Source organism: Dokdonia ponticola (assembly GCF_042653865.1).
GTDB lineage: Bacteria > Bacteroidota > Bacteroidia > Flavobacteriales > Flavobacteriaceae > Dokdonia > Dokdonia ponticola.
Map to the genome: position 1 here is coordinate 189,573 of NZ_JBHSFV010000010.1, position 24,365 is coordinate 213,937.

The 24,365-nt window shown below is 35.8% G+C and carries 24 protein-coding genes; 19 read left to right on the forward strand and 5 right to left on the reverse strand.

The window, feature by feature from the left end; translation table 11 throughout:
* Positions 1-162 precede the first annotated feature (162 nt).
* From ACFO3O_RS16055 to ACFO3O_RS16135, 17 genes are all read left to right on the forward strand, one after another.
* Positions 163-699, forward strand: a complete 537-nt coding sequence (locus tag ACFO3O_RS16055) for a hypothetical protein (protein ID WP_379980634.1) — start codon at positions 163-165, stop codon at positions 697-699.
* Positions 700-710: 11 nt separating this feature from the next.
* Complete coding sequence (locus tag ACFO3O_RS16060) at positions 711-863, forward strand: lmo0937 family membrane protein (RefSeq protein WP_379980636.1); 153 nt, start codon at positions 711-713, stop codon at positions 861-863.
* A 51-nt stretch (positions 864-914) separates the two neighbouring features.
* Positions 915-1,178: a YtxH domain-containing protein gene (locus tag ACFO3O_RS16065; RefSeq protein WP_379980638.1), complete on the forward strand. Its 264-nt coding sequence runs from the start codon at positions 915-917 to the stop codon at positions 1,176-1,178.
* Positions 1,179-1,194: 16 nt separating this feature from the next.
* Complete coding sequence (locus ACFO3O_RS16070) at positions 1,195-1,608, forward strand: hypothetical protein (RefSeq protein ID WP_379980640.1); 414 nt, start codon at positions 1,195-1,197, stop codon at positions 1,606-1,608.
* Positions 1,592-1,927: a hypothetical protein gene (locus ACFO3O_RS16075; RefSeq protein ID WP_379980642.1), complete on the forward strand. Its 336-nt coding sequence runs from the start codon at positions 1,592-1,594 to the stop codon at positions 1,925-1,927. Before ACFO3O_RS16070 ends, ACFO3O_RS16075 begins: the two co-directional genes overlap by 17 nt.
* Before the next feature lie 42 nt (positions 1,928-1,969).
* Complete coding sequence (locus tag ACFO3O_RS16080; protein WP_379980644.1) at positions 1,970-2,428, forward strand: ferritin-like domain-containing protein; 459 nt, start codon at positions 1,970-1,972, stop codon at positions 2,426-2,428.
* Between the two features lie 297 nt (positions 2,429-2,725).
* Positions 2,726-3,649 (forward strand): mechanosensitive ion channel family protein, encoded by a 924-nt coding sequence (locus tag ACFO3O_RS16085; protein WP_379980646.1) that lies wholly within the window; start codon positions 2,726-2,728, stop codon positions 3,647-3,649.
* A 24-nt stretch (positions 3,650-3,673) separates the two neighbouring features.
* Positions 3,674-4,183, forward strand: coding sequence for a Dps family protein (locus ACFO3O_RS16090; protein ID WP_379980648.1), 510 nt, complete (start codon positions 3,674-3,676; stop codon positions 4,181-4,183).
* 326 nt (positions 4,184-4,509) lie between these two features.
* Positions 4,510-4,671 (forward strand): DUF1328 domain-containing protein, encoded by a 162-nt coding sequence (locus tag ACFO3O_RS16095; protein WP_379980650.1) that lies wholly within the window; start codon positions 4,510-4,512, stop codon positions 4,669-4,671.
* 132 nt (positions 4,672-4,803) lie between these two features.
* Positions 4,804-4,959, forward strand: coding sequence for a hypothetical protein (locus ACFO3O_RS16100; RefSeq protein WP_379980651.1), 156 nt, complete (start codon positions 4,804-4,806; stop codon positions 4,957-4,959).
* A 45-nt stretch (positions 4,960-5,004) separates the two neighbouring features.
* The gene (locus ACFO3O_RS16105) at positions 5,005-5,475 is read left to right on the forward strand and encodes a hypothetical protein (protein WP_379980653.1); all 471 of its coding nucleotides are present in this window, start codon (positions 5,005-5,007) and stop codon (positions 5,473-5,475) included.
* Between the two features lie 191 nt (positions 5,476-5,666).
* Complete coding sequence (locus ACFO3O_RS16110) at positions 5,667-6,389, forward strand: type 1 glutamine amidotransferase domain-containing protein (protein ID WP_379980655.1); 723 nt, start codon at positions 5,667-5,669, stop codon at positions 6,387-6,389.
* A gap of 28 nt (positions 6,390-6,417) precedes the next feature.
* Positions 6,418-6,717, forward strand: coding sequence for an HPF/RaiA family ribosome-associated protein (locus ACFO3O_RS16115; RefSeq protein WP_379980657.1), 300 nt, complete (start codon positions 6,418-6,420; stop codon positions 6,715-6,717).
* Positions 6,718-6,813: 96 nt separating this feature from the next.
* Complete coding sequence (locus tag ACFO3O_RS16120; RefSeq protein ID WP_379980659.1) at positions 6,814-6,966, forward strand: hypothetical protein; 153 nt, start codon at positions 6,814-6,816, stop codon at positions 6,964-6,966.
* A 206-nt stretch (positions 6,967-7,172) separates the two neighbouring features.
* Positions 7,173-8,060: a M20/M25/M40 family metallo-hydrolase gene (locus ACFO3O_RS16125; protein ID WP_379980661.1), complete on the forward strand. Its 888-nt coding sequence runs from the start codon at positions 7,173-7,175 to the stop codon at positions 8,058-8,060.
* Between the two features lie 435 nt (positions 8,061-8,495).
* Positions 8,496-9,482 (forward strand): ribonucleotide-diphosphate reductase subunit beta, encoded by a 987-nt coding sequence (locus ACFO3O_RS16130; protein WP_379980663.1) that lies wholly within the window; start codon positions 8,496-8,498, stop codon positions 9,480-9,482.
* 201 nt (positions 9,483-9,683) lie between these two features.
* Positions 9,684-12,290: a ribonucleoside-diphosphate reductase subunit alpha gene (locus ACFO3O_RS16135; RefSeq protein ID WP_379980665.1), complete on the forward strand. Its 2,607-nt coding sequence runs from the start codon at positions 9,684-9,686 to the stop codon at positions 12,288-12,290.
* A 646-nt stretch (positions 12,291-12,936) separates the two neighbouring features.
* Here the strand turns inward: ACFO3O_RS16135 and chrA are convergent.
* From chrA to ACFO3O_RS16150, 3 genes are all read right to left on the reverse strand, one after another.
* On the reverse strand, positions 12,937-14,088 hold the full coding sequence (chrA, locus tag ACFO3O_RS16140; protein ID WP_379980667.1) for a chromate efflux transporter: 1,152 nt from the start codon (positions 14,086-14,088) through the stop codon (positions 12,937-12,939).
* A gap of 85 nt (positions 14,089-14,173) precedes the next feature.
* A complete protein-coding gene (locus tag ACFO3O_RS16145) occupies positions 14,174-16,429 on the reverse strand; it encodes an inorganic phosphate transporter (RefSeq protein ID WP_379980669.1) in 2,256 nt (751 codons plus the stop codon).
* 80 nt (positions 16,430-16,509) lie between these two features.
* Positions 16,510-17,742, reverse strand: a complete 1,233-nt coding sequence (locus ACFO3O_RS16150) for a porin (protein ID WP_379980671.1) — start codon at positions 17,740-17,742, stop codon at positions 16,510-16,512.
* A gap of 374 nt (positions 17,743-18,116) precedes the next feature.
* Here ACFO3O_RS16150 and ACFO3O_RS16155 point away from each other — a divergent pair, with 374 nt between their 5' ends.
* Positions 18,117-18,482 carry a toxin-antitoxin system YwqK family antitoxin gene (locus tag ACFO3O_RS16155; protein WP_379980673.1) on the forward strand — a complete coding sequence of 122 codons (366 nt, stop codon included), beginning with the start codon at positions 18,117-18,119 and terminating at the stop codon, positions 18,480-18,482.
* A gap of 102 nt (positions 18,483-18,584) precedes the next feature.
* Here the strand turns inward: ACFO3O_RS16155 and ACFO3O_RS16160 are convergent, their stop codons facing one another.
* Together ACFO3O_RS16160 and ACFO3O_RS16165 are read right to left on the reverse strand one after the other, a co-directional pair.
* Positions 18,585-19,748 (reverse strand): multidrug transporter, encoded by a 1,164-nt coding sequence (locus tag ACFO3O_RS16160; RefSeq protein ID WP_379980675.1) that lies wholly within the window; start codon positions 19,746-19,748, stop codon positions 18,585-18,587.
* A gap of 43 nt (positions 19,749-19,791) precedes the next feature.
* Positions 19,792-22,653, reverse strand: coding sequence for a TonB-dependent receptor (locus ACFO3O_RS16165; RefSeq protein ID WP_379980677.1), 2,862 nt, complete (start codon positions 22,651-22,653; stop codon positions 19,792-19,794).
* Positions 22,654-22,877: 224 nt separating this feature from the next.
* Here ACFO3O_RS16165 and ACFO3O_RS16170 point away from each other — a divergent pair, with 224 nt between their 5' ends.
* Positions 22,878-24,206, forward strand: coding sequence for a deoxyguanosinetriphosphate triphosphohydrolase (locus ACFO3O_RS16170; protein ID WP_379980797.1), 1,329 nt, complete (start codon positions 22,878-22,880; stop codon positions 24,204-24,206).
* The last annotated feature ends 159 nt before the right edge of the window (positions 24,207-24,365 follow it).

The following is a 24,365-nucleotide window of genomic DNA, read 5'->3' on the forward strand; positions in this document are numbered from 1 at the left end:
GGCTCTCTTTAATCGCATCTTTGTATCAACAAAAGAAAGGATTTTATTACCCTTAAGTTATAAGAGCAAATTAGTATACTGTAAATCTTATAACGATTAGAAAAAATCTTGTAACGCCAAATCTTACAAATCAGGCAATCTTTGTACTGTAAAAGAGAAACTATGAAAAAGACTACAATTAATAAAATAACATCACTACTTCTGATGGTCATATTAGTTTTTTCATGCAATCAGATTAAAGAAGAAAAATCAACCGTAAAAGAAAAAATACAAAACGATAAATTAGAAGCAGTTTTAATAGTAAAAGCTGCACAGCAAAATTTGAATACAATTGCTCTTTGCGATGCAGTAGAGAAGTTAGAAGAAAATCAACAAATTAAAAATGTAGCAACTTCCATAAAACAAGAACAACAAAAAATATTTGAAAGTTTACAATATCTAGCAAGTGAAAACATGATATCTGTCGCTAGTGAACCAACGTATCAACCTGATGTATTAAAGTATTTTAAAGAAGAAAATATAGTAACTACAGATATATTAGGAAACATTAAAGATAAGTTGGAAACACAGATTTTAGTATTAGATACATTAAGAAAACAAACAGACGAAAATAACATAGAAATAGCTGCAAAACAATACATTAAAACATTAAAAGAAAATAAAGAATTAACACAAATCACTTTAGAAAGTCTAAAGTAAATTAGAAAAAAATGAGAGGTTTATTACACATAATAGCTGTAATACTAGTAACAGGATGGGCATTAGGATTTTTTGTCTACGATGTAGGCCCAATAATACACATTTTATTACTGATGGCATTAATTGCAGTATTAGTAAAGCTCTTAAGTGATAAGACTCTCTAGATTAGAAAAAGAAAAATTAAATAGATTATTAACAATTAAAAATTTTAAAACATGAACAATTCAGTAGTAGGAGCATTAGCAGGAATCGCAGTAGGAACCATTTTAGGAGTATTAATCGCACCAGATAAAGGATCAAATACCCGTAAAAAAATTGTAGAAAAAGGAAAAGATACCTCAGATAGCTTCAAAGAAGAAATCAATTCATTCCTAGAAACAGTATCAGAAAAATATGATGTTATCAAAAAAGCTGGAACTGAGATCGCTGAAACAAGCAAATCAGAATTAACAAAAGTGAAAAAAGATTTCGCATCATAATAAGACCCTAAAAAAAATGAGTAGTACCGTAGAACTTATTGAAAGCTTTTATAAAAAGGCAAAACAATATACAGAGACAAGTATAGAGTTATATAAACTTAGTGCCATAGATACTTCGGCAGACGTTATATCTTCACTAGCTAGTAGAGCCATACTTGTCTTAATACTCTCTACATCCATTGTCTTCCTTAATATAGGATTAGCATTACTCATAGGAAACGTTTTGGGAGACTACTTCAAAGGATTTTTTATCATATCATTATTTTATTTATTAATAGCAGTATTATTATACGTTTTTAATAAAAAACTTATCAAAGAGCCTATTACAAACCTAATGATATCAAAGCTGATGAAGCCAAAACTAAAAGAAGAAAAAATAAAAAATGTAATAGCAAATTCAAAAAAAGAACACGATGAGCAAGTACATTGATAAACAAACAGAACTCAAGCAAGCGATGATAGCACTTCGCCAAGAGCGAAGTCAAATTTATGACGAATTGAAAGAGCAAGTTTATCATACTAGCGAATACTTAAGACCTTCTAGTATTCTTATGAGAACACTAAAAGATTTTAACAAGGAACCAGAATATAAAACTACAGTGATAACATCGGTGACAAGTATTATTGGTGGATATCTATCTAAAAAGTTCCTGTTCGGAAAATCCTCTTCAGCAATCAAAAAAATACTTGGTATTGGAATACAAGTGTTCACTGCCAAGTTGATAGCTGGTAAAATGACTCATCATTAATAAGTCTGCCACAAGACAAACATTAATTTTAAAAAAGAAACTATGAAAATATCAAATAATAAAAAAGAACAAGTTGACGCACTACAAAATTTATTACAAAAAACATACGATGCAGAAGCAGGGTATAAGCAAGTAATGACAAAAGCAGAAAATGAACCCTTAAAAAATTGGTTGCAAATAAGAGCAGCACGTAGATCGCAATTTGCAAATGAATTAGATGCACATATTAGAAACTTCAATGCAGAGCCTGTAGCTAAGGGAACAGCTCTAGGAAGCGCACACCGAACTTGGATTGATATAAAATCAGCGATGAGTTTCAACACTGATGAAGCCATTCTAGAAGAGTGCGTAAGAGGAGAAGAAGCATCAATAAATGAATATAAAGAACAAATTTCTAATGTAAATTTTAACCCAGAAGTAAGAAAACTGTTAGTAAATCAAAAAGAAATGGTAACAGCCGATCTTAAAACAGTAAATGCATTAGAAGAAGTCGTATCCTAAGAGAATGCAACAAGTATAACCCACCAATATATCATTTGAGTAAAGTTCTTGGAGTATTCAAATATTCTAGAACCAAAGCTAAATACACTTCATCCCCCTTTGAAAATTAGCTCTAGACCAAGAACTTTCTTATCATGAATAACACATGAATCTCCCATCTTATGATGTGACATTTCTTTATATAAAACCCTCTAAATGGGAATTACAACTACCAATCAAAATTTCATAAATAATTTAATGCATCCTATCGATGCTCATGAATAAAAATTAATACTAAAATAAAAGAAAGAGAAAACAATGACTACAAAAACAATAAAAGCAAGCTTTGAGAAAGCAATAGATAAAATGCTTGTTAAGTTAGAATCTTGGTTAGATACTATTGTACTCAATATTCCTAACATTATTTTAGCTGTTTTTGTATTTACTCTTGTAATTATAATCTCTAGATATGTAAATAAGCTAATGAAGAAACTATTAAGTAAAACTTCATTACAACTATCTATGCGAAGAGTAATTTCAAGATTTTCGGCTATTACTATAATAGCTTTAGGGTTATTTCTAGTACTCGGAATTCTTGACTTAGGTAAAACATTAAATACCGTACTTGCGGGAGCAGGTGTTCTTGGGTTAGCCGTAGGTTTAGCACTTCAAAGTGCATTAGCAAATACCTATTCAGGAATTGTACTTTCTTACATAAAAAATATTAAAAATGGAGATTGGATAGAAACCAATGATTTTGAAGGGGAGGTAATTGACATCAACTTTAGAGCGACTACCCTACGACAAAAAGATAATAATCTAGTATACATTCCCAATAAATTAGTTGTAGAAGGACCTGTAAAAAACTACTCTTCTACACCACAATCAAGAGTTATTTTAGAATGTGGTGTTGCTTACGGATCCAATTTAAAAGAAGTTCGATCCCTTACTATACGAACAATTATTGACAACTTTGAAGTGCCAGAAACAGACGAAGACGTGCTGTTTTTATATAGAGGTTTTGGCGATAGCTCCATTAATTATGAAATCAGATTTTGGATTAATTCTTCATCTGGACTAGAAGTTGCAAAAGCAAAAAGCGAGGCTATGATTTTTATAAAAGAAGCCTATGACAAAGCGAATATAGAAATCCCATTCCCAATGAGAACATTGGATCTAGGAAATCAACTAGACCGCTTTATGCCCTCGGCAAAAGAAGAAAATCATCTTCAAGATGCCTAATATGAACCTTAAAAATAATAACAAATGAATTACTTAAATATAAATCAAGACAAAATAGAATCTGTAGTAGATGAACTCAATATACTACTCGCAGACCATCATATATATTATCAAAACTTACGAACCTTTCATTGGAACGTCCTTGGAAAAAACTTCTTTGACTTACATCAAAAGTTCGAGCATTTGTACAATGAGACCCGTCTAAAAATAGATGAGTTAGCAGAGCGTATTCTTACCCTAGGCTATCACCCACTAAGTAAAGGGAGTCAATATTTAGAAATGACTTCAATTAAAGAGGTAGATATCATTGTAGATGATACACAAATGGTAAAATCAATCTTAGGAAATCATAAGATACTACTCATGCAAATGTCTATGGTGCTCAAAGTAGCTCAGGAAGCAGGAGATGAGGGAACAATAGATCTTATTGGAGCCTACATTAGAGAATTAGAAAAAGAAAGCTGGATGCTCAATGCATGGTACAAAAAGGCAGACCAAGAATTACATATAAGTAAAATGCCAGTAAAGAAATAGTACACACGCTTACTATTTGAATAAAAACTCCGATATGCTTTCAGAAATGAAAGGTATATCGGAGTTTTTTAATTATTGTACGATCAGAAGTACGATATAAAAATTTTACGTGCTTCAAGAATTTATAGAATTTATGCCAATTATATACGCTTTCGCGAAAGCGCACACCCAATAAACACCTAATGTATTGAAATATTAGAACATATAATAAAAATTCTGTAACAGAAAACAACGGTTTTGAATGCATCTTTGTAGTGTACAAAAGAAGAAGTAACTATTCGACTTTTAAAAACAACAAGTATTAACCATTATAAAAACTTTAAACTATGTTACGTTGGACAATCACATTTATCATTATCGCAATTATTGCAGCAGTATTAGGATTTGGAGGAATTGCAGGAGCAGCTTCAGGAATCGCTAAAATACTATTCTTTGTATTTATCGTACTCTTTATATTTTCTCTCATAAGAGGGGGACTCAAAAAATAACAAAAAAGGAATAATACTAAGAGAGCCCTTTTAATAGCGTTTGCCAAAACAATTATTATATAAGATAAAGTCAAAATTGCGCAACGTAAAAAAGACATCATAAAACACTAATAATTTAAAAATAACAAGACCATGAAAAAATCAATATTTACCATCATAGCACTAGCATTATTTACTATTTCAATCTCAAGTTGTAGAGAGAAAACAACAGCAGAGAAAGCAGGTGATGCAGTAGAAGAAGGTATAGAAGAAGTGACAGATGAAGTAGATGATGCCACAAAGAAATAAGGCATCAGAACATCTATAGTAGTAACTTAAAAAAATAAAAAAAGCATGAAAACAGTATTAAAAACAATTGCATGTTCATTATTAATCGCAGGATCCGTAAATGCTCAATCTATAACAGATAAAGCAAAGACTACGACCGTAAAAGAATATGAACTTAATAATGAAAAAACGATTACAATAAAGACAACAAGTACAGAGCGCAGAAATTTCACTTTTGATTCAAATGACGCTGGAGAACAAAATCAAAATTTGGTAGATGCACCTATCTATGTAGAAAAAACAATCATGATCGATTATGATAATGATGATCAATTTGATAAAGAGGTACAATTGACATATCAAAAGCATACAGAAGAAGATCTAAATTATGTTGCCACACCAGATGGCTTATATATTACCTCATCAGATAGTACGCCATTGTTTATTACCGAACCAGGAGCCTATGAGCTAGACTCAAAAAACATTGATAATGTCATGATCGTAGTAGAGAACCTTAATACGATTAAGTCTAAGTAGTATTTGCAGGCTTTTCCCACTAGTAGGTAGATTTGTAAAAGTCTATGAAAAATCAAACCTCAAATTACATCTTGTGATTTGAGGTTTTTTATATGAATAAAGTAGCTTCTTATAATCCTATAACAATACCCTATAATTCTGTAATACATTTATGGGTAAATTAAAGCATCTTTGTAATGTGCTGATAAAGAATGTTTTTATTCATTACGGTATTAAAAAAAAGAAAAACTATGAAAAATATATTATTCGTATTAACAAGTCATGAAGATTTAGGAGATACAAAACAAAAAACGGGATTTTGGATAGAAGAATTTGCAAATCCTTACTATGTATTAAAAGATGCAGGTCATTCTATCACCCTTGCATCGCCAAAAGGAGGCTTACCACCTATAGATCCTAAAAGTGATGCACCAGACCAACAGACGCCAGCTACCGTACGATTTAAAGAAGATAAAAAAGCACAAGAAGTATTATCAAAAACCATCCCCTTGTCAGAAATAAACAGTGAAGACTACGATGCCGTGTTTTACCCAGGTGGTCACGGACCCTTATGGGATCTTGCAGAAGATTATGACTCCATCTCCCTTATAGAGTCATTCTACAGAAATAATAAGCCTGTAAGTGCTGTATGTCACGCTCCAGCAGTTTTTAAATACACCCGAAAAGAAAATGGAGAACTTATTGTAAAAAACAAAAAAGTAACTGGATTCTCAAACACTGAAGAAGCTGCCGTTGGACTCACCAATGTTGTGCCGTTTCTTGTCGAGGATATGCTTAAAAATCGAGGAAGTATTTATTCTAAAACAGATGACTGGCAACCTTACGCCATCGAAGACGGTTTATTACTAACAGGGCAAAACCCAGCCTCTTCAGAAAAAGTAGCTGAACTCTTGTTAGAAAAATTAGAAGCATAAAAATTAATAATAAAATTAAAAAAAACATATGAATATAGTATTTGAATATCAAAATATAAGAGGAAGCAAACGATTAGAAACGTATGCAGAAGAAGCATTAAATAATTTGACGAAAAAGTATCCCTTTCTTATAAGAGGAGACGTTTTTTTCAAGAAAGAAAACACATCAGATGATTCCGGACATGTATGTAGTATACGCTTAAGCGCACCAGGCCCAAGATTGTTCTCATCCTCAGACAGAGAAAGCTTTGAAGATGCTATCTCAGAATGTGCTAGAGAACTCAGTAAACAACTTGAAAAGCGTAAGAGCACGATGCAGCAACACTAATCTTGCATAATTACAGATAAACCTTTCTCAAAATGTCTAACTGATTATTGAGAACATATAAAAAGACACAAATAATAACTTAAAAAACAATACATTATGAAATTTATTAAAGAAGAAGATGAAAAAAGAGAAGATTATATTTTTCAGAAAAATAATATTACTATAAATACGACAAGATTTATTGCAGGAGTCTTAATTGCTCTTATTGTAGCAGTAGTCGCCACGGGATTCTATCTTAATATTTTCTAATGTATACCTTTTATTGTAAAAGATATATGTAAAATGAATATCCATTTTACAGCGAAGGTCTCTCTTTTTCGGGAGACTTTTTTATGCGTGATATATTTTGTGAGTACGCTTTCGCGAAAGCGTATAAAGCAACACTCAAATTTTAATACGAAGTATCCGTTTTTTTGTTTTTATCTTAGTCCGTGACAACCATAAATATCAATGCTATGAAAAACGCGATTCTTTTTCTTGTTTTATTACTTTCTTTGGGACCTATAGGATACGCTCAATCTTTTAATGAAACACAGCTTTTAGAGCACCTCGAAACCCTCTCTTCAGACAGGTATGAAGGAAGGCGTACGGGAGAAAAAGGAAATCTGCTTGCAAGAGCATATATTATCAAAACATTTAAAGAACTTGGCGTAATCCCTTTTGGAAGTAAATTTGAACATACATTTACATTTGAAGCAAGAGACAAGGAGTATAATGCGGCCAATATACTTGCGCAAGTGAAAGGAACCAAATTTCCAGATACCTATATCGTCATAAGTGCTCATTATGATCATCTAGGAGTGCATGAAGGGGCTATTTACAATGGCGCCGATGACGATGCCTCTGGAATAGCAGCCCTCTTTGCTTTTGCAGAATACCTTTCTAAAAACCCACCCAAACACACCGTCATCTTAGCCGCTTTTGATGCAGAAGAGATAGGGCTAAAAGGTGCCTATTATTTTGTAGATAAAATGAAAAACACCAATATCCTAGTAAATCTTAATATGGATATGATTAGTCGGAGTGCAAAAGATGAGTTGTATGTGGTAGGAACCCCGCATCATGAAAAATTAAAAGGGATTATTGATTCCTTTCAAAATCCCACTACTTCAAAACTAATAATTGGACATGATGGGAATGATGATCAAGAAGACTGGACTAATGCTTCAGATCACGGGGCATTTCACAAAGCAAAGATTCCTTTTCTGTATTTTGGAAATGAAGATCACGCAGGTTATCACCATCCTTCGGATGATTTTGAGAATATCACTCCAGCATTTTATAAAAATGCAGTACAAATCTTACTTTCTGTTTTTGCACAAATTGATCAAAACGGACTTTGAAAAAGAGTGCCTTACACAAGGCAAGACTTTTTTAAAAAACTAAGAGTTGAACCTAGCCTGTTTTTGATTAAAAAAGAGGTACAAGTAAAAAATAAAGGTGTTTAATATTTTTTTTTGGATTATACGCAACTTTAATTCTCAATGTTATTAAAACGTTATCAAAAAGTAAGGGTATCAAGTGTAAAACCCCTTGATGAGGCTGTTTTTACCCCTTAAAACACCTTCCTTTTGTGTAAAAAAGAATCATTGTTAAAAATTTAAAAATCAACTTGTTAAGTGTTTTGTTTAACAAAAAGATAAGAAAAATATTTTTTTCACAATGTTGAAAACTTTGTGGATAACCATCGTGTTAAAATGTGAAGCTCCCTGTCTTTTTTGTGGATATTTGTTAGTCCCTAGTGGAATGAAAAAGAAACCAATTAAATCAAACGGACAATGAGTGTAGTAGAGCCTATCTTAGCAGAAAATAAAGACAGATTTGTAATATTTCCTATACAACATCACGACATTTGGGAGTGGTATAAGAAGTCTGAAGCAAGTTTTTGGACTGCAGAAGAAATTGACTTACATCAAGACCTGACAGATTGGTCTACAAAACTCAATGATGATGAGCGTTATTTCATCAAACATATCTTAGCCTTTTTTGCCGCATCTGACGGAATTGTAAATGAAAATCTTGCTGAAAACTTCGTTAACGAAGTGCAATATTCTGAAGCAAAATTCTTTTATGGATTCCAAATCATGATGGAGAATATCCATTCTGAAACCTACTCACTACTCATTGACACCTACGTAAAAGATGAAGTAGAAAAAGATAAACTTTTTAATGCTTTAGAGAACTTTCCTGCCATTAAGAAAAAAGCAGACTGGGCCCTAAAGTGGATCGATAGCCCAAGTTTTGCAGAGCGCCTTATCGCTTTTGCTGCTGTAGAAGGAATTTTCTTCTCGGGCGCTTTCTGTTCTATATATTGGTTAAAGAAAAGAGGCCTTATGCCAGGACTTACCTTTTCTAACGAGTTAATCTCACGTGATGAAGGTGTACACTGTGATTTTGCAGTTCACCTACACAATCACCACTTGATTAACAAAGTGCCAAAAGATAGAATTAAAGAGATTATTGTAAACGCATTAGATATTGAACGCGAATTTATTACAGAATCACTTCCTGTGAGCTTGATTGGAATGAATTCAACGCTAATGACACAATATCTAGAATATGTGACAGACCGCTTACTTACAGAATTAGACTGTGAAAAAGTATATAACACCTCAAATCCTTTTGACTTTATGGATATGATTTCACTTCAAGGAAAAACAAATTTCTTTGAAAAAAGAGTGGGAGAATACCAAAAAGCAGGTGTTGTAAAAGATAAGGATGACAACGGAGAAGGGCAGAAAATTAGCTTTGACGCCTCTTTTTAAATAAGTATAAACTTTCAGGTCTTTTAAGTATACGTTTTAAAGACCGCTTTCGCGAAATGATATAACTTGATATATCATCTCGTGAACACACAAATAACAAATCGTAACACATACAGTTTTGGGAATAACTGTGTGTAACTAATTAACAACCTTTTTCTCAATTGGGGGAAGACTTTTGGGGAGAATAAATATTTTAAGTGTATGTATGTAGTAAAAAGAGATGGCCGTCAGGAACCGGTCATGTTTGATAAGATTACCGCCAGAGTAAAAAAATTATGCTATGGTCTTAGTGATTTTGTAGACCCTGTAAAAATTTCGATGCGTGTTATCGAAGGTCTTTATGATGGGGTTACCACAAGTGAACTAGACAACCTAGCAGCCGAAACAGCAGCGTCAATGACCACAAGTCATCCTGATTATGCAAAACTTGCAGCACGTATCTCGGTATCAAACCTACATAAAAATACCAAAAAGTCGTTCTCAGAAGTGATGACAGACTTGTATGAGTATGTAAATCCTCGTACAGGTAAAAAAGCGCCAATGATCGCCGATGAAGTCTATCAAGTAATGATGGAAAACAAAGACGCGATCGACTCTATGATTATTTATAATCGTGATTTTGGATATGATTATTTTGGATTCAAAACCCTAGAGCGTTCGTACCTCTTAAAAATAAACGGACAAATAGCAGAGCGTCCTCAACACATGTTAATGCGTGTTTCTATAGGAATTCACTTGAATGACCTACAAGCTGCAAGAGAAACGTATGAGTTGATGTCTAAAAAGTATTTCACACATGCAACGCCAACGCTCTTTAATTCAGGAACCCCTAAACCACAAATGTCTTCTTGTTTCCTACTGACAATGAAAGAAGATAGTATTGATGGAATTTATGATACACTTAAACAAACTGCAAAAATATCTCAAAGTGCCGGAGGAATAGGGCTATCTATTCACAACGTGCGTGCAAAAGGATCTTATATTGGAGGAACTAACGGAACCTCTAACGGAATTGTACCGATGCTTAAGGTATTTAACGATACAGCAAGATATGTAGATCAAGGAGGCGGAAAACGTAAAGGATCTTTTGCGATCTATATGGAACCTTGGCATGCAGATATTTTTGATTTCTTAGATCTTAAGAAAAATCACGGTGCCGAAGAAATGAGAGCTCGTGACCTTTTTTATGCGATGTGGATTTCAGATTTATTCATGAAACGTGTACAGGAAGATGGAAAATGGACGCTCATGTGTCCAAATGAATGTCCAAACTTGTATGACGTATATGGAGATGAGTTTGAAGCACTCTATACAAAATACGAAGAAGAAGGAAAAGGACGTAGAACGATCAAAGCACGCGAACTTTGGGAGAAAATTATGGAATCTCAAATTGAGACAGGAACTCCATACATGCTCTATAAAGACGCAGCAAACCGTAAATCAAATCAGAAGAACTTAGGAACCATACGTTCATCCAACTTATGTACAGAGATTTTGGAGTACACCTCTCCAGATGAGATTGCCGTATGTAACCTTGCGTCTATCGCACTTCCTATGTTTGTAAAAGATGGAGCTTTTAATCATAAAGAGTTATATAACATTACCGTAAGAGCGACCAAAAACTTAAATAAAGTTATAGACCGTAATTACTACCCTGTAGAAGAGGCTAAAAACTCAAACATGCGCCATCGTCCTATTGGATTAGGCGTGCAAGGACTAGCAGATACGTTTATTAAATTGCGTTTGCCTTTTACAAGTGATGAAGCAAAAAAACTGAATCAAGAAATTTTTGAGACACTCTATTTTGCAGCCGTCACTGCTTCTAAAGACCTAGCGATTGAAGAAGGACCCTATTCTACCTTTGAAGGATCCCCTATATCAAAAGGAGAATTCCAACACAACCTTTGGAATATAAAAGATGAAGAATTAAGTGGTCGTTGGGATTGGGCTGCATTACGTAAAGAAGTGATGGAGCACGGTGTGCGTAATTCTTTATTAGTAGCGCCTATGCCTACCGCTTCTACTTCACAAATTTTAGGAAACAACGAAGCCTTTGAGCCATACACATCAAATATCTATACACGTCGTGTGCTTTCTGGAGAATTTATTGTAGTTAACAAGCATCTTTTGGAAGATCTTGTAGCCCTTAATCTTTGGAATGATGACCTTAAGGCGGCTATCATGCGTGCCAATGGATCTATCCAAGGAATCGATGTGATCCCTCAAGACCTTAAAGAACTCTACAAAACAGTTTGGGAGATGAGTATGAAGGATATTATAGATATGTCTCGTCATAGAGGCTACTTTATAGATCAATCACAGTCACTCAACCTATTTATGGAAGGAGCTAACTTTGCAAAGTTAACGTCAATGCATTTCTATGCATGGCAAAGCGGGTTGAAAACAGGAATGTATTACCTGCGTACAAAATCTGCGGTAGATGCAAAGAAGTTTACACTTTCTGCAGAGAAAAAGAGTGCTCCAGAGCCATCGCAACAACAAGTAGCGGCAAGAGCAGCTCAAAAGTTAACAGCGACACAGCAACCAGCAACGCCATTAGCGCCAAAAAATACCAACGTACCGCCACAGGTTATAGAACATGCACAAGCTGCAGCAGATATGCAAGTGCAAATGAGTCTTGAAGAGCCAGCACCTTCTTATGAAGTACAGCAATCAAATCTTCAAGGGCAATCACAAGCGGCGCCACAGCACAATACAGCCCCAATGACGCCCGATGAAATGAAAGCGATCATAGCACAAGCAAAAGCCTCTCAAGGAGACGATGATTGCTTAATGTGCGGTTCTTAATACCATTGCAAAAGCAATATATTACCAAGTGTTAATACAAAAACCCAATTTCTACCAGTAGAGATTGGGTTTTGTTATGTTAGTGAAACTCAATTTTGAGAAGTCCGTAGGACGCACTCAATATTATACCTTGAACTCATCTTGTTGTTTACTGAATTCGTTTTAGCCTGAGTTCGAATACTATTAAAAATATAAATTGTTATTTATGAGTATGTTATATTTTAAGGCTGTCACCTCGAGCGCAGTCGAGAGATCATTTAACCCAGATTATGCAATAGAAAATCTATTACACCTTTAAACCAATTCAAAATCAAACGTTTCATTGTATTTTTTAATGTAACCATAGCGATGCTATGCTGAAATTAATAAAACACTTGATTTTATCGTGGTTTCAAGTCTCATTACGAAGTTCTATTGCATAATCTGGGTTTAATTCTAACTGCTTTCAATGAAAAAGGTCTCGACTGCGCTCGACCAGACAATGAAATATAACTTTATGATAATTAAAAGATTAGTAATCGTACTCAGGTTTTCAGCAATTAGCAGGATATTTTAGTCGAATACTTTTTATATAAGTATAAAAGATGATGTGTACGCTTTCGCGAACCAGCCTGTCGACAGACAGGAGCGTAGACAGAAAGTGTACTTACAGAAGCAGTAACAGATACCCAAGAACAGCGCCCCCTGCAATCAGCCACATCACGCTTATTTTCCATTTACTGAACATGAAAAAAGCACTGATACCTGCAATAAGAACCGCGCGCCAGTCTGTGAGGGTGTCTATACCCATAGTAATTAATACGGAGAGCATGACGGCTACAGCAGCTACATTGACAGTGTCTAGGAAGTAGCTTAGTATTTTTGATGATCGCATTTTAGACACAAATGGATGTAAGATAAGAACAAAGAGAAAAGAGGGTAGGAAAATACCTGTAGTAGCCGCAAGGGCTCCCCAAAATCCAGAAAGTTGATATCCAATAAACGTAGCAGTAGAGAGTACGGGGCCTGGTGTAAACTGGCCAACAGCAATCGCGTCTATAAGCGCTGTTCTAGTCAGCCACCCTTTACTAACAAGTTCGGCGTCTAGATAGGCAAAAAGAACATACCCACTTCCATAGAGGATGGCACCTACTTTAAGAAATGTCCAAAACACTTTTAGAGCAGATGTTTTAATAAGTAAAGAGGAGAAGAGTAAGGGTACTGGAATGATTGCTTTGGTGGAGCTTGCTTTTGATTTTAGATAGAAATATAAGGTTCCAAGAATACCAGCGCCTAGTAAGGCAACGACTTCATGCACGCCTAGTAAAGCTGCGATTAGTACAAGTATCCCTATAACAATAAGGTCTGTTGTTTTGATGGCTTTCTTGCCTAATTTTAAGATGGCTGAGGCTATGATAGCCAACACTGCAGGTTTGATTCCGAAGAGAAAAGGGGCTACTTCGGGAAGGTTTCCGTAAGAGACATAGAGATAAGCGAGAACGGCGGTAATCACAACAGCTGGAAAAATAAAAGCAATCCCAGCAACAAAAAGTCCTCTGCGACCTGCGCGTTCATGACCGCAGTGCATGGTCATTTCTGTAGAATTGGGGCCAGGAATAAGATTGGTGGCACCTATCAGGTCTAAAAAATGCTCTCTGGACATCCATTTGCGTTTGGTGATGATTTCATCTTCCATCATGGCAATGTGCGCTGCGGGCCCTCCAAATGCAAAACAACCTAGTTTAAAAAAGACAAGGGCGACTTCTTTGAGTTTATTTGTAGAGGCGGGTGGCGTTGATTTTCGCGAAAGCGTATCCATAATTTTTGATAACAGGTATAATTAAAAAAAAACCTGATAAAGATGTACTCTATCAGGTCTAAGATATTAAATATGTGAATATGTTTTAGGACTGTTGGTGCTCATTGTGATATAAATCTAAAAGATTCATGATCTCTTCAATAAGGTCTTTGGTTTCTAATAATAATCCAAAATACAAGGTGGTATTTTTAGGACTCGATTCTTCAGAACGGGTACGAGCTACTTGTTTTTGAATCTTTTCAGTCACGTTGTTGTAAAGTACTTCTTTCTGACCTAAGAGTTCGCCAATCTGTGCATAATTACGATCTTTAAAAGCAACCTCAGTAGCGTTTAAGAATTCTTCTAGTTGCAGATTGATTTCTTGAAGGTCTCTAATCTGATTAAATCGTAACGGCTTATGGTTATTATTTACGTGTTTGTAACTTGCTTTTGCGATATATTCTAATGATTGTGTGATATCTTCTAAGTATCCTAAAATCTGAATATAGAAGTTACTTCCGCGCACACTGGTTTCTTCAAGGTTTTTGATGAAGTAGAAGATATTGTTACGTAGTTCATCTATCTCATCATTAAGCTTCTCTACTCCAGCACGGCTCTTTTTAAGACTACTGACTTTTCCTTTGGCAAGTCCTTTAAGTACGTTTGTGTAGATTTTATTAGTTCTAGAAACTGTTTTTGCAATATTATCAGCACTTTCTTCTATGATGCCTTGTATGGTTTGGCTTTCTGCTCTGTTTAAGTCTGACTCTTCTTTTGCGATAGCACTACTTTTCTTATGAGAAAGGTAGTTTCTTATTAATAAAGCTGCTGCTAAAATAAGTAAGATAGCAACCACTGCAAAACGACCGTTAGGTCCTCCCAAATGGATTAAGAAGGCAAGTGTTCCTGCAGCACAAAAAGCACTAAAGGCAGTAAAGAACCATCCTCCAATAACATTTAAAACTCCAGCAACTCTATATACAGCACTTTCTCTGCCCCATGCGCGATCTGCAAGAGAGGTACCCATGGCTACCATAAATGTTACATAGGTAGTTGATAAAGGGAGCTTCATAGACGTTGCAATAGAGATTAAGATACCTGCAACCACGAGGTTAATGGAGGCTCTAATCATATCAAAAGCAGGAAGCTCAAAACTTTTAGATCTAGGTAAGTCTACTACAGGTTTCTCAAATTTTGAATTGATGGTGTCTAACGTTCCTTTAGGAAGTACAGCGCTAAATCCAGCATTTACAAGAGTGACAAATCTGACAACACCTCTAGAAAGGGCATTGGGTTTGAATTTTTCTTTTCCTTCATCCTGTCTAGAAAGTCCTATTTCTGTATCAGCAACGGTACGGGCTTTTTTTGAGGTCCATAGAGTAACCACCATAATCGCTCCCGCGATAAAAAGGATAAGAGGTTCTGCGGGTACTTTTTTACTTAGGATTTCCATAGAGAAATCTGATGCAGCTACACCTGATATAGACCAAGCCTCGTATGAATGCCAAGCAGCCATCGGTACTCCAATGAAGTTTACAAGGTCATTTCCAGAGAAGGCAAGTGCAAGTCCAAAAGTTCCTACACCAATAACAACAAGAAGCACTGTCTTTTTGAATATTTTTTCAAAGGCATATGAGAAGATGGTCCAAAAAACAAAGCTTCCTAGCATTACATAAATCTCATTACCTTCTAGTAATCCTTTGATTTCTTTATATTGAGGAGTTCCTTTTAGCCCTTTCATAAAGATAAAATAGGTGATAGCAGCAAGTGCAACACCTCCAAAAATAGCTCCGAAATTCTTGATTTTACGTTCGTAATTGAAGGTGAAAATCAAACGGGAAATATATTGAACAAGCGCACCTACGGTAAATGCAATCACCACAGAAAGTAGGATTCCAGATATAATCTCAAGCGCTTTCTCTGAGTTGATATACGTCCAGATATCACTCATTGTCTGCTGATCATTAGCCGTAATCTTTATGATCGCCATAACAACAGCAGCTCCTAATAAGTTAAATACAATAGATACTGTCGTAGACGTGGGTAGTCCAAGCGTGTTAAAGAAATCCAGCAGGAGTATGTCTGCGATCATAACAGCCATAAATATCACCATGATCTCTTCAAAGGTAAACTGGCCGGGGACGAAGATGCCTTTACGTGCTACTTCCATTAAACCACCTGAATATACAGCTCCAATGAAAATACCAAGACTGGCAATAACCATAATGGTTTTAAAACTAATCGCTTTTGATCCGATCGCCGAATTCAAAAAGTTGACCGCGTCATTACTTACGCCAACAACTATATCGAAGACCGCCAAGACGACTAAGGCTCCGATCATTAAAACATATAAATTATCCATAAACATAGGGTTTAAAAATATGGCAAAAAATAAAGTCTGTATTCATTCTGAATGTTACGTTTACGTTATTAATTTTTAGATTAAAAATGAACATCTAATTGTAGGCGAAACATCCAGTTATCTCCTTCTCCATTTATAGTCGTATAGCTTAGATCAGACTGGACTTTGAGTTTGTGACCTGATAAATACTTTGAAACACCAGCAGTATATTGGTCTGTGTCTCTACCTCCAGCAATGTTATCTAGACGAATGTTTGTATATCTTCCTGAAAATTCCCAGTTACTTGGTAATAAATATCCAGCTTGTAGATTTAATGAATTACCCACATTTACTACGTCTCCTGTGGCTACACCATCTGCATCTGTAGCGGGTGTTCCGTCTGCTTCTGTAGCGATAGCATTTTCGGCGGTACGTTGTGCAAATTCTCCTTGAAACGAAAATCCTTGGTATTTAAAGATGGCATCTGCAAAGAGTGTATTGATATTTGTTTGGTATAAGGAGCCATCGCTTAGGAACATATAGCCTCCTAAATTACTTCTTTCGCGAACCGCATTGTTGTTGTGGTCATAGTTAATGGCTGCCATTAATTTTGGTGTTGGTTCACGTTTTAAATCACTAGAAGAGTAATCTCCTTTGCTGATAAATTCTCCAAAAGGTAAGAACTCTATTCTTCCTGTGTACTGAAGTCCTCCTTCATTGCCTTCGGTAACGTTTCTACCTTCTCCCTGAGAAATGGCTATTTTTTCTCTAATGACAAAGTTTTTACCTAGTTTGTCTATGTGACGTATTTGTATACCTACATCACGGTCTATATTAAAGCGACTGTTTAATAAAGAACGATCTACAAATTGAAGGTTACCAGAAGAAATCACACGTTCAATGTTACCTGGTAATTTTGTTTGTCCAGCCCAAAGTTCCCAATTAGGAGCAAAGTTCCACATAACAACAGCATCTAAAATATACCTTGGTGTGTTACGTGTAAACTGGCTTCCACCAGAAATATCACGATTAGAAAGCCCTAGCTCAAACTTATATTTTAATTTTGGACTAAAAGCAAAACCATCAAATTTGAAACGGGCTCTACGTATGGAGAAATTTTGTTCTATCTCAGTAGAGTTAGGATCGTTTGCAGAAAGAACAGAGGTAGATAAGATTTGCATACGTGTTGCAAATTTCATGCTCCAAGAGCTGTCTTTTGCAATCACGTTAATAATTCCTTTTCCAAATTTAGAATCTATAACTTCTTGTGCATTTGAAGTAAAGGACAGGCACATACAAAAAAGTACCATCAGTAGGGTAAACTTACATTTCATGTTATTAGTTTTTGTCGAGTGCAAAGAACCAACTCTAATGTTAAGTTAATGTTAGGTACAGATTACGATTAAGTCAAAAAAATAGGGCTGCCCTAGGGCAGCCCTCATCTCAAAATCTGGTCGACAAAAACTAATGATATTGAAATGTTTCCTTTTATCAAGGACTACAAATATCACATACATTCTTGACTCTATTGTAAATAGAATATTAGGGAATCTTTAATTCTGATATAATTAATTAATATTTTTTTAATTTATAAAATATTAATTATCAATCATTTATTGTTTTAATGTAAATTTAATGTTACCAAAAGCTTTCTAAATAGTTAGGAATGTATTAATTTAGTGTTGTCGACAAACAAAAACATAATATTATGAAAAAAATAGTAGTAGTACTGATACTCGTTTTTGGGTTTGTGACAGCTCAAGCGCAGGAGAAAATTAAAAAGAATACATATATACAAAAAGGAGATTTTATTGAAGCTGTTTTGTATTTTGATAATGGAGAAGTAAGTCAAACAGGTTTCTACACCAAAGAAGGAAAACTTACGGGGCAATGGGTAAGCTATAATCAACAAGGAGAAAAAACAGCTACAGCACAGTATGATAATGGCGCTAAAGTTGGTAAATGGTTTTTTTGGGACAATGATACCCTTAGAGAAGTAGATTATCAAGATTCTCGCATTACTGCCGTCAATACATGGAAAAATGATGGTACCCGAGTAGTAAGTAATAAATAGATTACAACTTATAAAGTATAGTACGCTTTCGCGAAAGCGTATATAACAAAAATCCCGATCTAATCTAGATCGGGATTTTATATTTGGCTAAATTCTAAATTATTAGTTACGCGTCCATCCTGAACTCCAAGAAGCATAATCAGTTCCAGTTCCGTTTCCTACTCCTGTAAAAAAGTCAGCATCGGTAAAAGCACCGTCTGTATCATTTTTTAATTGAAGGGTCACGTCTACAAAAGTTACATCTGTAACTCCAGTATCTCCTGAAAGCACCCCGTTTCCAGTTTCTGAATCATCTAGATCAAATCCTTCAGCAAAACCATCTATCAAAACATTTGTTAATAAAGCTCTTGTTCCTGCTCTTAGACGTATAGCCTCATTTTCATTGGTAGATCCAAGACCTAAGATAGTAAGGTTATTAATCGTAGGAGCAGACCAAAATATTGGATTAGAGTTGTTTCCTATATCAGTGTTAAACCCATCTCCTTCAATTCCTTTGTCATGCGATTGTCTGTGCTCGATATATACATCTGTAAGTGTACCGGTAAATCCTTCAGTCCAGTCTACAGAGTCATCTTGTGCTCCTACTATAGAGATATTACTAGCATTTACTGTTCCTCCAAAAAATTCAACACCGTCATCAGCTCCTTCAAAAGCTTGAATAAATTGTACAGTGGTGCCCGATCCTACTCCGTAGAAAGAGAATCCATTATTTTCTGAAGCGGCATCTGCAGCCCCTCCTGAGTACTCAACACGTACATATCTAATTATCCCAGAGTTGTCGTCAGTAATACTACCTCCATAAGGAAGTCCTCCTATTTCAGAAGTAGAAGTCGCATCTCCTCCAACTACAGAGTTGATAGGCGCTCTTCCTAAAACGATAAGACCTCCCCAGTCACCAGGACCTGGTGTTGCAGTAGCAGAAGTTAAAATAATAGGATTAGATGAAGTTCCTTCAGCATTGAGAGTGGCTCCTTGAAGAACAGCGATATATACATCAGATCCAGTGGTAGCTCTTACCACAACGCCAGGGTTGATAGTAAGGGTAATCCCTTCAGGAACAATAAGTGCAGATTCTAGGGAGTATTCTTCACCAGTTTCTAAGGTTAAATCCTCAGTAAGTGTACCTCCAATTACATTTGAAGAGACAGTTGGGTCTGGATCACCACCGTTGTTGTTAATAGTAACGTCTGCAGTATCGTCATCAGCACATCCTACAAATAATATTGCGGTTGCAAAAAGACCTAGTAAAAATTTGTTTGCTTTCATTGGTTTTGTTTTAGATAAATTATTGTTCGATTTTATGATTGAATTAAAATTTATATTTAAGTTGAAGGCTTATATTAACCCCTCTTTTAAAGCTTGATAAAGCAAACTCAGGTGATATAAACTCTTCTTGTCCATTTTCAGAAACTACTGTAACTACTGGGATATTTAAATCAGTTGCTAGAGACTGTCCTATGACAGCGTTTTCACGCACGCGCTCTATAGTAGGATTCAAGATGTTTTTAAAACTTGCGTTGATTTCAAAGTGTTCGTTTATTTGATTTTTCCAGATAAAATCTAAGGTGGGCACTCCTTTTTCTATAATATTTCCTATTTGTCCAGATCCTAAAGCGTCTATACGATCAGAGAAATAAGAAAACACGAGGTTGGCTACTGGCTTATAATTTCCAAATGTAGGCGAGTAACTTAGGTCTGTGTTTATTAATACTGGCGAAGCTCCTTGAAGCTCGTCTGAGTCTCTATTAAAATTGGTGTTAAACGTTCCTGATACTGTTTTTAAATCTTGGTTTGTAGTGGTAAGTGTAATGTTTGCTCCAGCAGTAAGAACGTTATTTTCTTCGGTATCTCTAAGAAGTGTTTTTCTTGCTTCTACTTCGACACCAAAAACTTCTGCTTTATCTCCTGTTCTAAAGAAACGTTGTGTTCCTGTAGCGTCATTGGCAGATACCAAGTTAACAGGGTCATTAATCACTTTGGCAAAGGCACCTACAGAGAAGATTTCCCCTCTTCCCATGAACCACTCGTATTTTGCATCTAGATTTAAGATGGTAGAGAATGCTGGGTCATTAAGAAGATCTGGATTACCTCCTACACGATCTGTTACGTTCTCATAGACAAAAGGCGCTACTTCTTTAAACTCAGGATTAGAAACGGTTCTACTTGCAGAAAAGCGTAAGTTTTGATCCTCTTTGAGAGCATATTTGACATTTAAGCTTGGTAAAAAGAAGGTCTCTTTTGCTTCATTGCTTCCTGGGTTATTAAACGCAAGGTTGATTACATTGTAGCTAATTGTTTGGTTAAATTGCTCTAAACGAATCCCAGGAACTATACTCCACTTTTCTCCTATTGTGTAGATCGCATCTGCATAGATGGCATGTACGTCTAGTTGACCTGAATAGGTGTTTTCTAATTGACCAGGAAGATTTTCGCTTCCAAGTCCTTCTAGCGGTCTAAAAACACTTGTGTTAAAAATTGTTCCTATGTTTTCGTTTGCAAAAACATCATTAAAATTAGTTGGATCTTGTACCTCTGTGTTAGGATTAATGATGCTATATCCGTAACGTTGGTTTTCAAAATTACGCTCTTTAGAACGGCCATTGTACCCAAAATTAAATGTAAGTGCGTCAGAAGCGGTATATTCTAAATTGATTCGACCATTAACTTCATTGTCTTCTATATCCTGAAAATAACGTTGGTTGTCAAATTCAATGTTTCTATAAAGAATTGCATTTGTAGTGGGATCATTGTCTAGGGCTCTATCATATTGTTCTAATGCAATACGCTTTCGGTCTGGTTGTCTTGCTAAAACCGTATTGTACCCTATACCATAATCTACTTTGATCTTATCATTAAGACGACTTGTCCCTGTAAGTTGATTTACAAAAATCATATCCTGTTCAAACTGGACATTCTGAGTAAAAAAACCAAAGTCATCTATATCAGCAATGGTGTTTCGGTTAAAACCGTTTCCGTCTATTCCAAAACGTCCTACCTCATCGGTGGCATCGTTTATAAATAATGAGTTGTATTTTATTTTGTGATCTCCGTTTACGCGGTACACAATGTTTGCCATGGCAGTGGTGGTACGACTGAATTCAAAGATTTCAGAATCTTGAAATATGGTGTTTGCAGCCCCCGTTACGTTTGCAGCTTGCCCGCGACGATATTCAAAATTACTTCCAAACGAAGTCGTTGCAAAAACACTTAATTTAGACTCTTCACCTACATCCCAAGAATTTCCTGCAGAAATACTTCCGGCAACTCCTGTATTAGCGCCTGCAGAAATTGGATCTACTCCATGCGATAGAATCACCGCAAATGGGTTATTCTGATATCTGTTGTAAAACCCAAAGTAGCCAGTGCCTTCACTCTTTACAAAGTTTTTCCCTATTGCATTGGTGTTAGCATTTGATCCAAGGTCTGCATCAATAAAGAATTTCCCTGAATGCTCTTTAGCAACAATATTTACATTACCCGCAGCAAAATCTCCATAAAAGTTGGCTGCATAGGTTTTACTTACGCCAATATTCTGAATAACGTCAGAAGAAAATAGACCTAAATCCATGTTCTTCTTTTCAATATCATTAGCAGGAAGTGTTAATCCATTATAGGTAGTGTTTAAGTATCTGTCCCCAAGGCCACGTACATATACATTGCCTCCACCTTCTTGTTTTGAGATTCCTGAAATCTTAGTCACAGCAACCGCTGCGTTACTTACACCTTTGCTCGCAAGCTCATCTGCGCCGATACTTTGTTTCTGTACCACAGCATTTTGTTGTTCAACAAGTAATGCTTGTACGCTCTCTTTACGAGAACCAGTTCCTGTTACGATCACTTCATCTAACTGTGCGGCACTGGCGCCTAGGGTTTCATTTATAGTAACGGTTTGTCCAGAGACTACCACGACATTAGGGACTTCTTTTGTTTCGTAGCCAACAAAAGAGATTTCAAGTGTGTACGTTCCTGGTACTACATTTTCAATAATATAGTTACCGTCAAAATCGGATGTAGTTCCTTGAGTGGTTCCTTTAATGACAATACTTGCAAAAGGGAGCGGTTGCCCGTCGGCGCTTTCTTTGTCTGTTAATGTTCCTGAAATCGAACCATTCTCTTGTGCTTGTATAGCGATTGAAAAAAGGAATAGTGTATAAAGAAAAAATTGTTTCATTAATTAGGGTTTAATTTCTGGTGCAAAGAAATAGCAGTAATCAAGGAAAGTGGTTACCTAAGTGTTATTGTTATTTTAGGAAGCTGTAATGTTTATGTAACCTAAATGTTAACAGAGGTGCTGTTATGTTTCCTTTGTGTTTCCTTACATTTGGATGTGTATAAGTACGCTTTCGCGAAAGCATAACATCGCGTATCTTGCAATTATAAAATTAGAATACTATGATGCAATGGGAACGCCTATTATCACTCAAAAGACAGGGAGATACCAATAAGAGATTGCGCAAAGAACAAGATGAAACGCGATTGGGGTTTGAGGTAGATTACGACCGTATTATTTTTTCATCAGCTTTTAGAAGTCTTCAAGACAAGACGCAAGTCATCCCTTTGTCTAAAACCGACTTTGTGCATACGCGGTTGACCCATAGTCTCGAAGTAGCGGTGGTGGGAAGATCGTTAGGGAGGCAAGTTGGAAAGCAATTATTAGAAAAATATCCACACCTTTCTGAGGTGCATGGCTATCAATTTAATGATTTTGGAGCGATTGTCGCAGCAGCAGCACTGGCGCACGATATAGGGAATCCGCCCTTTGGTCATTCAGGTGAAAAAGCAATAGGCGATTATTTTAAAAATGGTAACGGAAAACGATTTGCATCACAGTTGAGCCCTAAAGAATACCAAGATTTGTGCACTTTTGAAGGAAATGCCAATGGGTTTAAAATCCTAACAGAGTCTATGCCGGGAGCATCTGGAGGTTTGCGATTATCGTATGCAACCCTAGGTGCTTTTATGAAATACCCAAAAGAATCACTACCTGTCAAACCCACAAAACATATCGCCGATAAGAAATTTGGTTTCTTCCAAAGTGAAAAACAGGCTTTCCAGGAGGTGGCGGATGAGTTAGGGTTGCTTCAAACGCGAGATGGAAAAGATATTAGTTATGCACGACACCCGTTGACGTTTCTGGTAGAGGCGGCAGATGACATCTGTTATACCATCATAGATTTTGAAGATGGGATCAATCTAGGGTTGATTTCTGAAGACTATGCGTTGGAGTATATGGTAAAGCTAGTGCCTAATATTAATACCAAAAAATATTATCAACTGACTACAAAAGCGGCTCGGGTAGGGTACCTCCGTGCATTAGCTATTGGCACATTAATAGAGGAAGCAGTCACTATATTTATGGAGAATGAAGAGGCTATTTTGAAGGGCGCTTTCGCGAAAGCGTTATTAGATAAATCCAAATATGAAGCTCAAATACAAGATATCTTAACGATTAGTGTTTCCAATATATACCAAAGTCAGGAAGTGGTTGAAAAAGAAATTGCAGGCTATGAGATTCTTTCAACATTGCTGGATAAGCGTTGCAACGTGATTCATGTTTCGCCAACACATTATGATAAACTGGTGTTGAGGTTATTTGAAGATTCAGATCAAGAAGAGATCTCATTATATGAAGAGTTGATAAAGGTGTGTAATTATGTTTCTGTGATGACAGATAGTAAATCGTTGCGCATTTTCCAAAAGCTAAAAGGCCTCAACGTACACTGATTCTTTTTTCAGTGTAGTGTCTTTACTAATGAACTTATATGACCCTTTCAAGGGTCAAATCTGGCTAGAAATAAATATGGGATCATTTTGAAAATATGATAAAAAACCTCAAGAGTTTACCCTTATTGATTTATGTGCAAAAAACAATTATATCTTGAT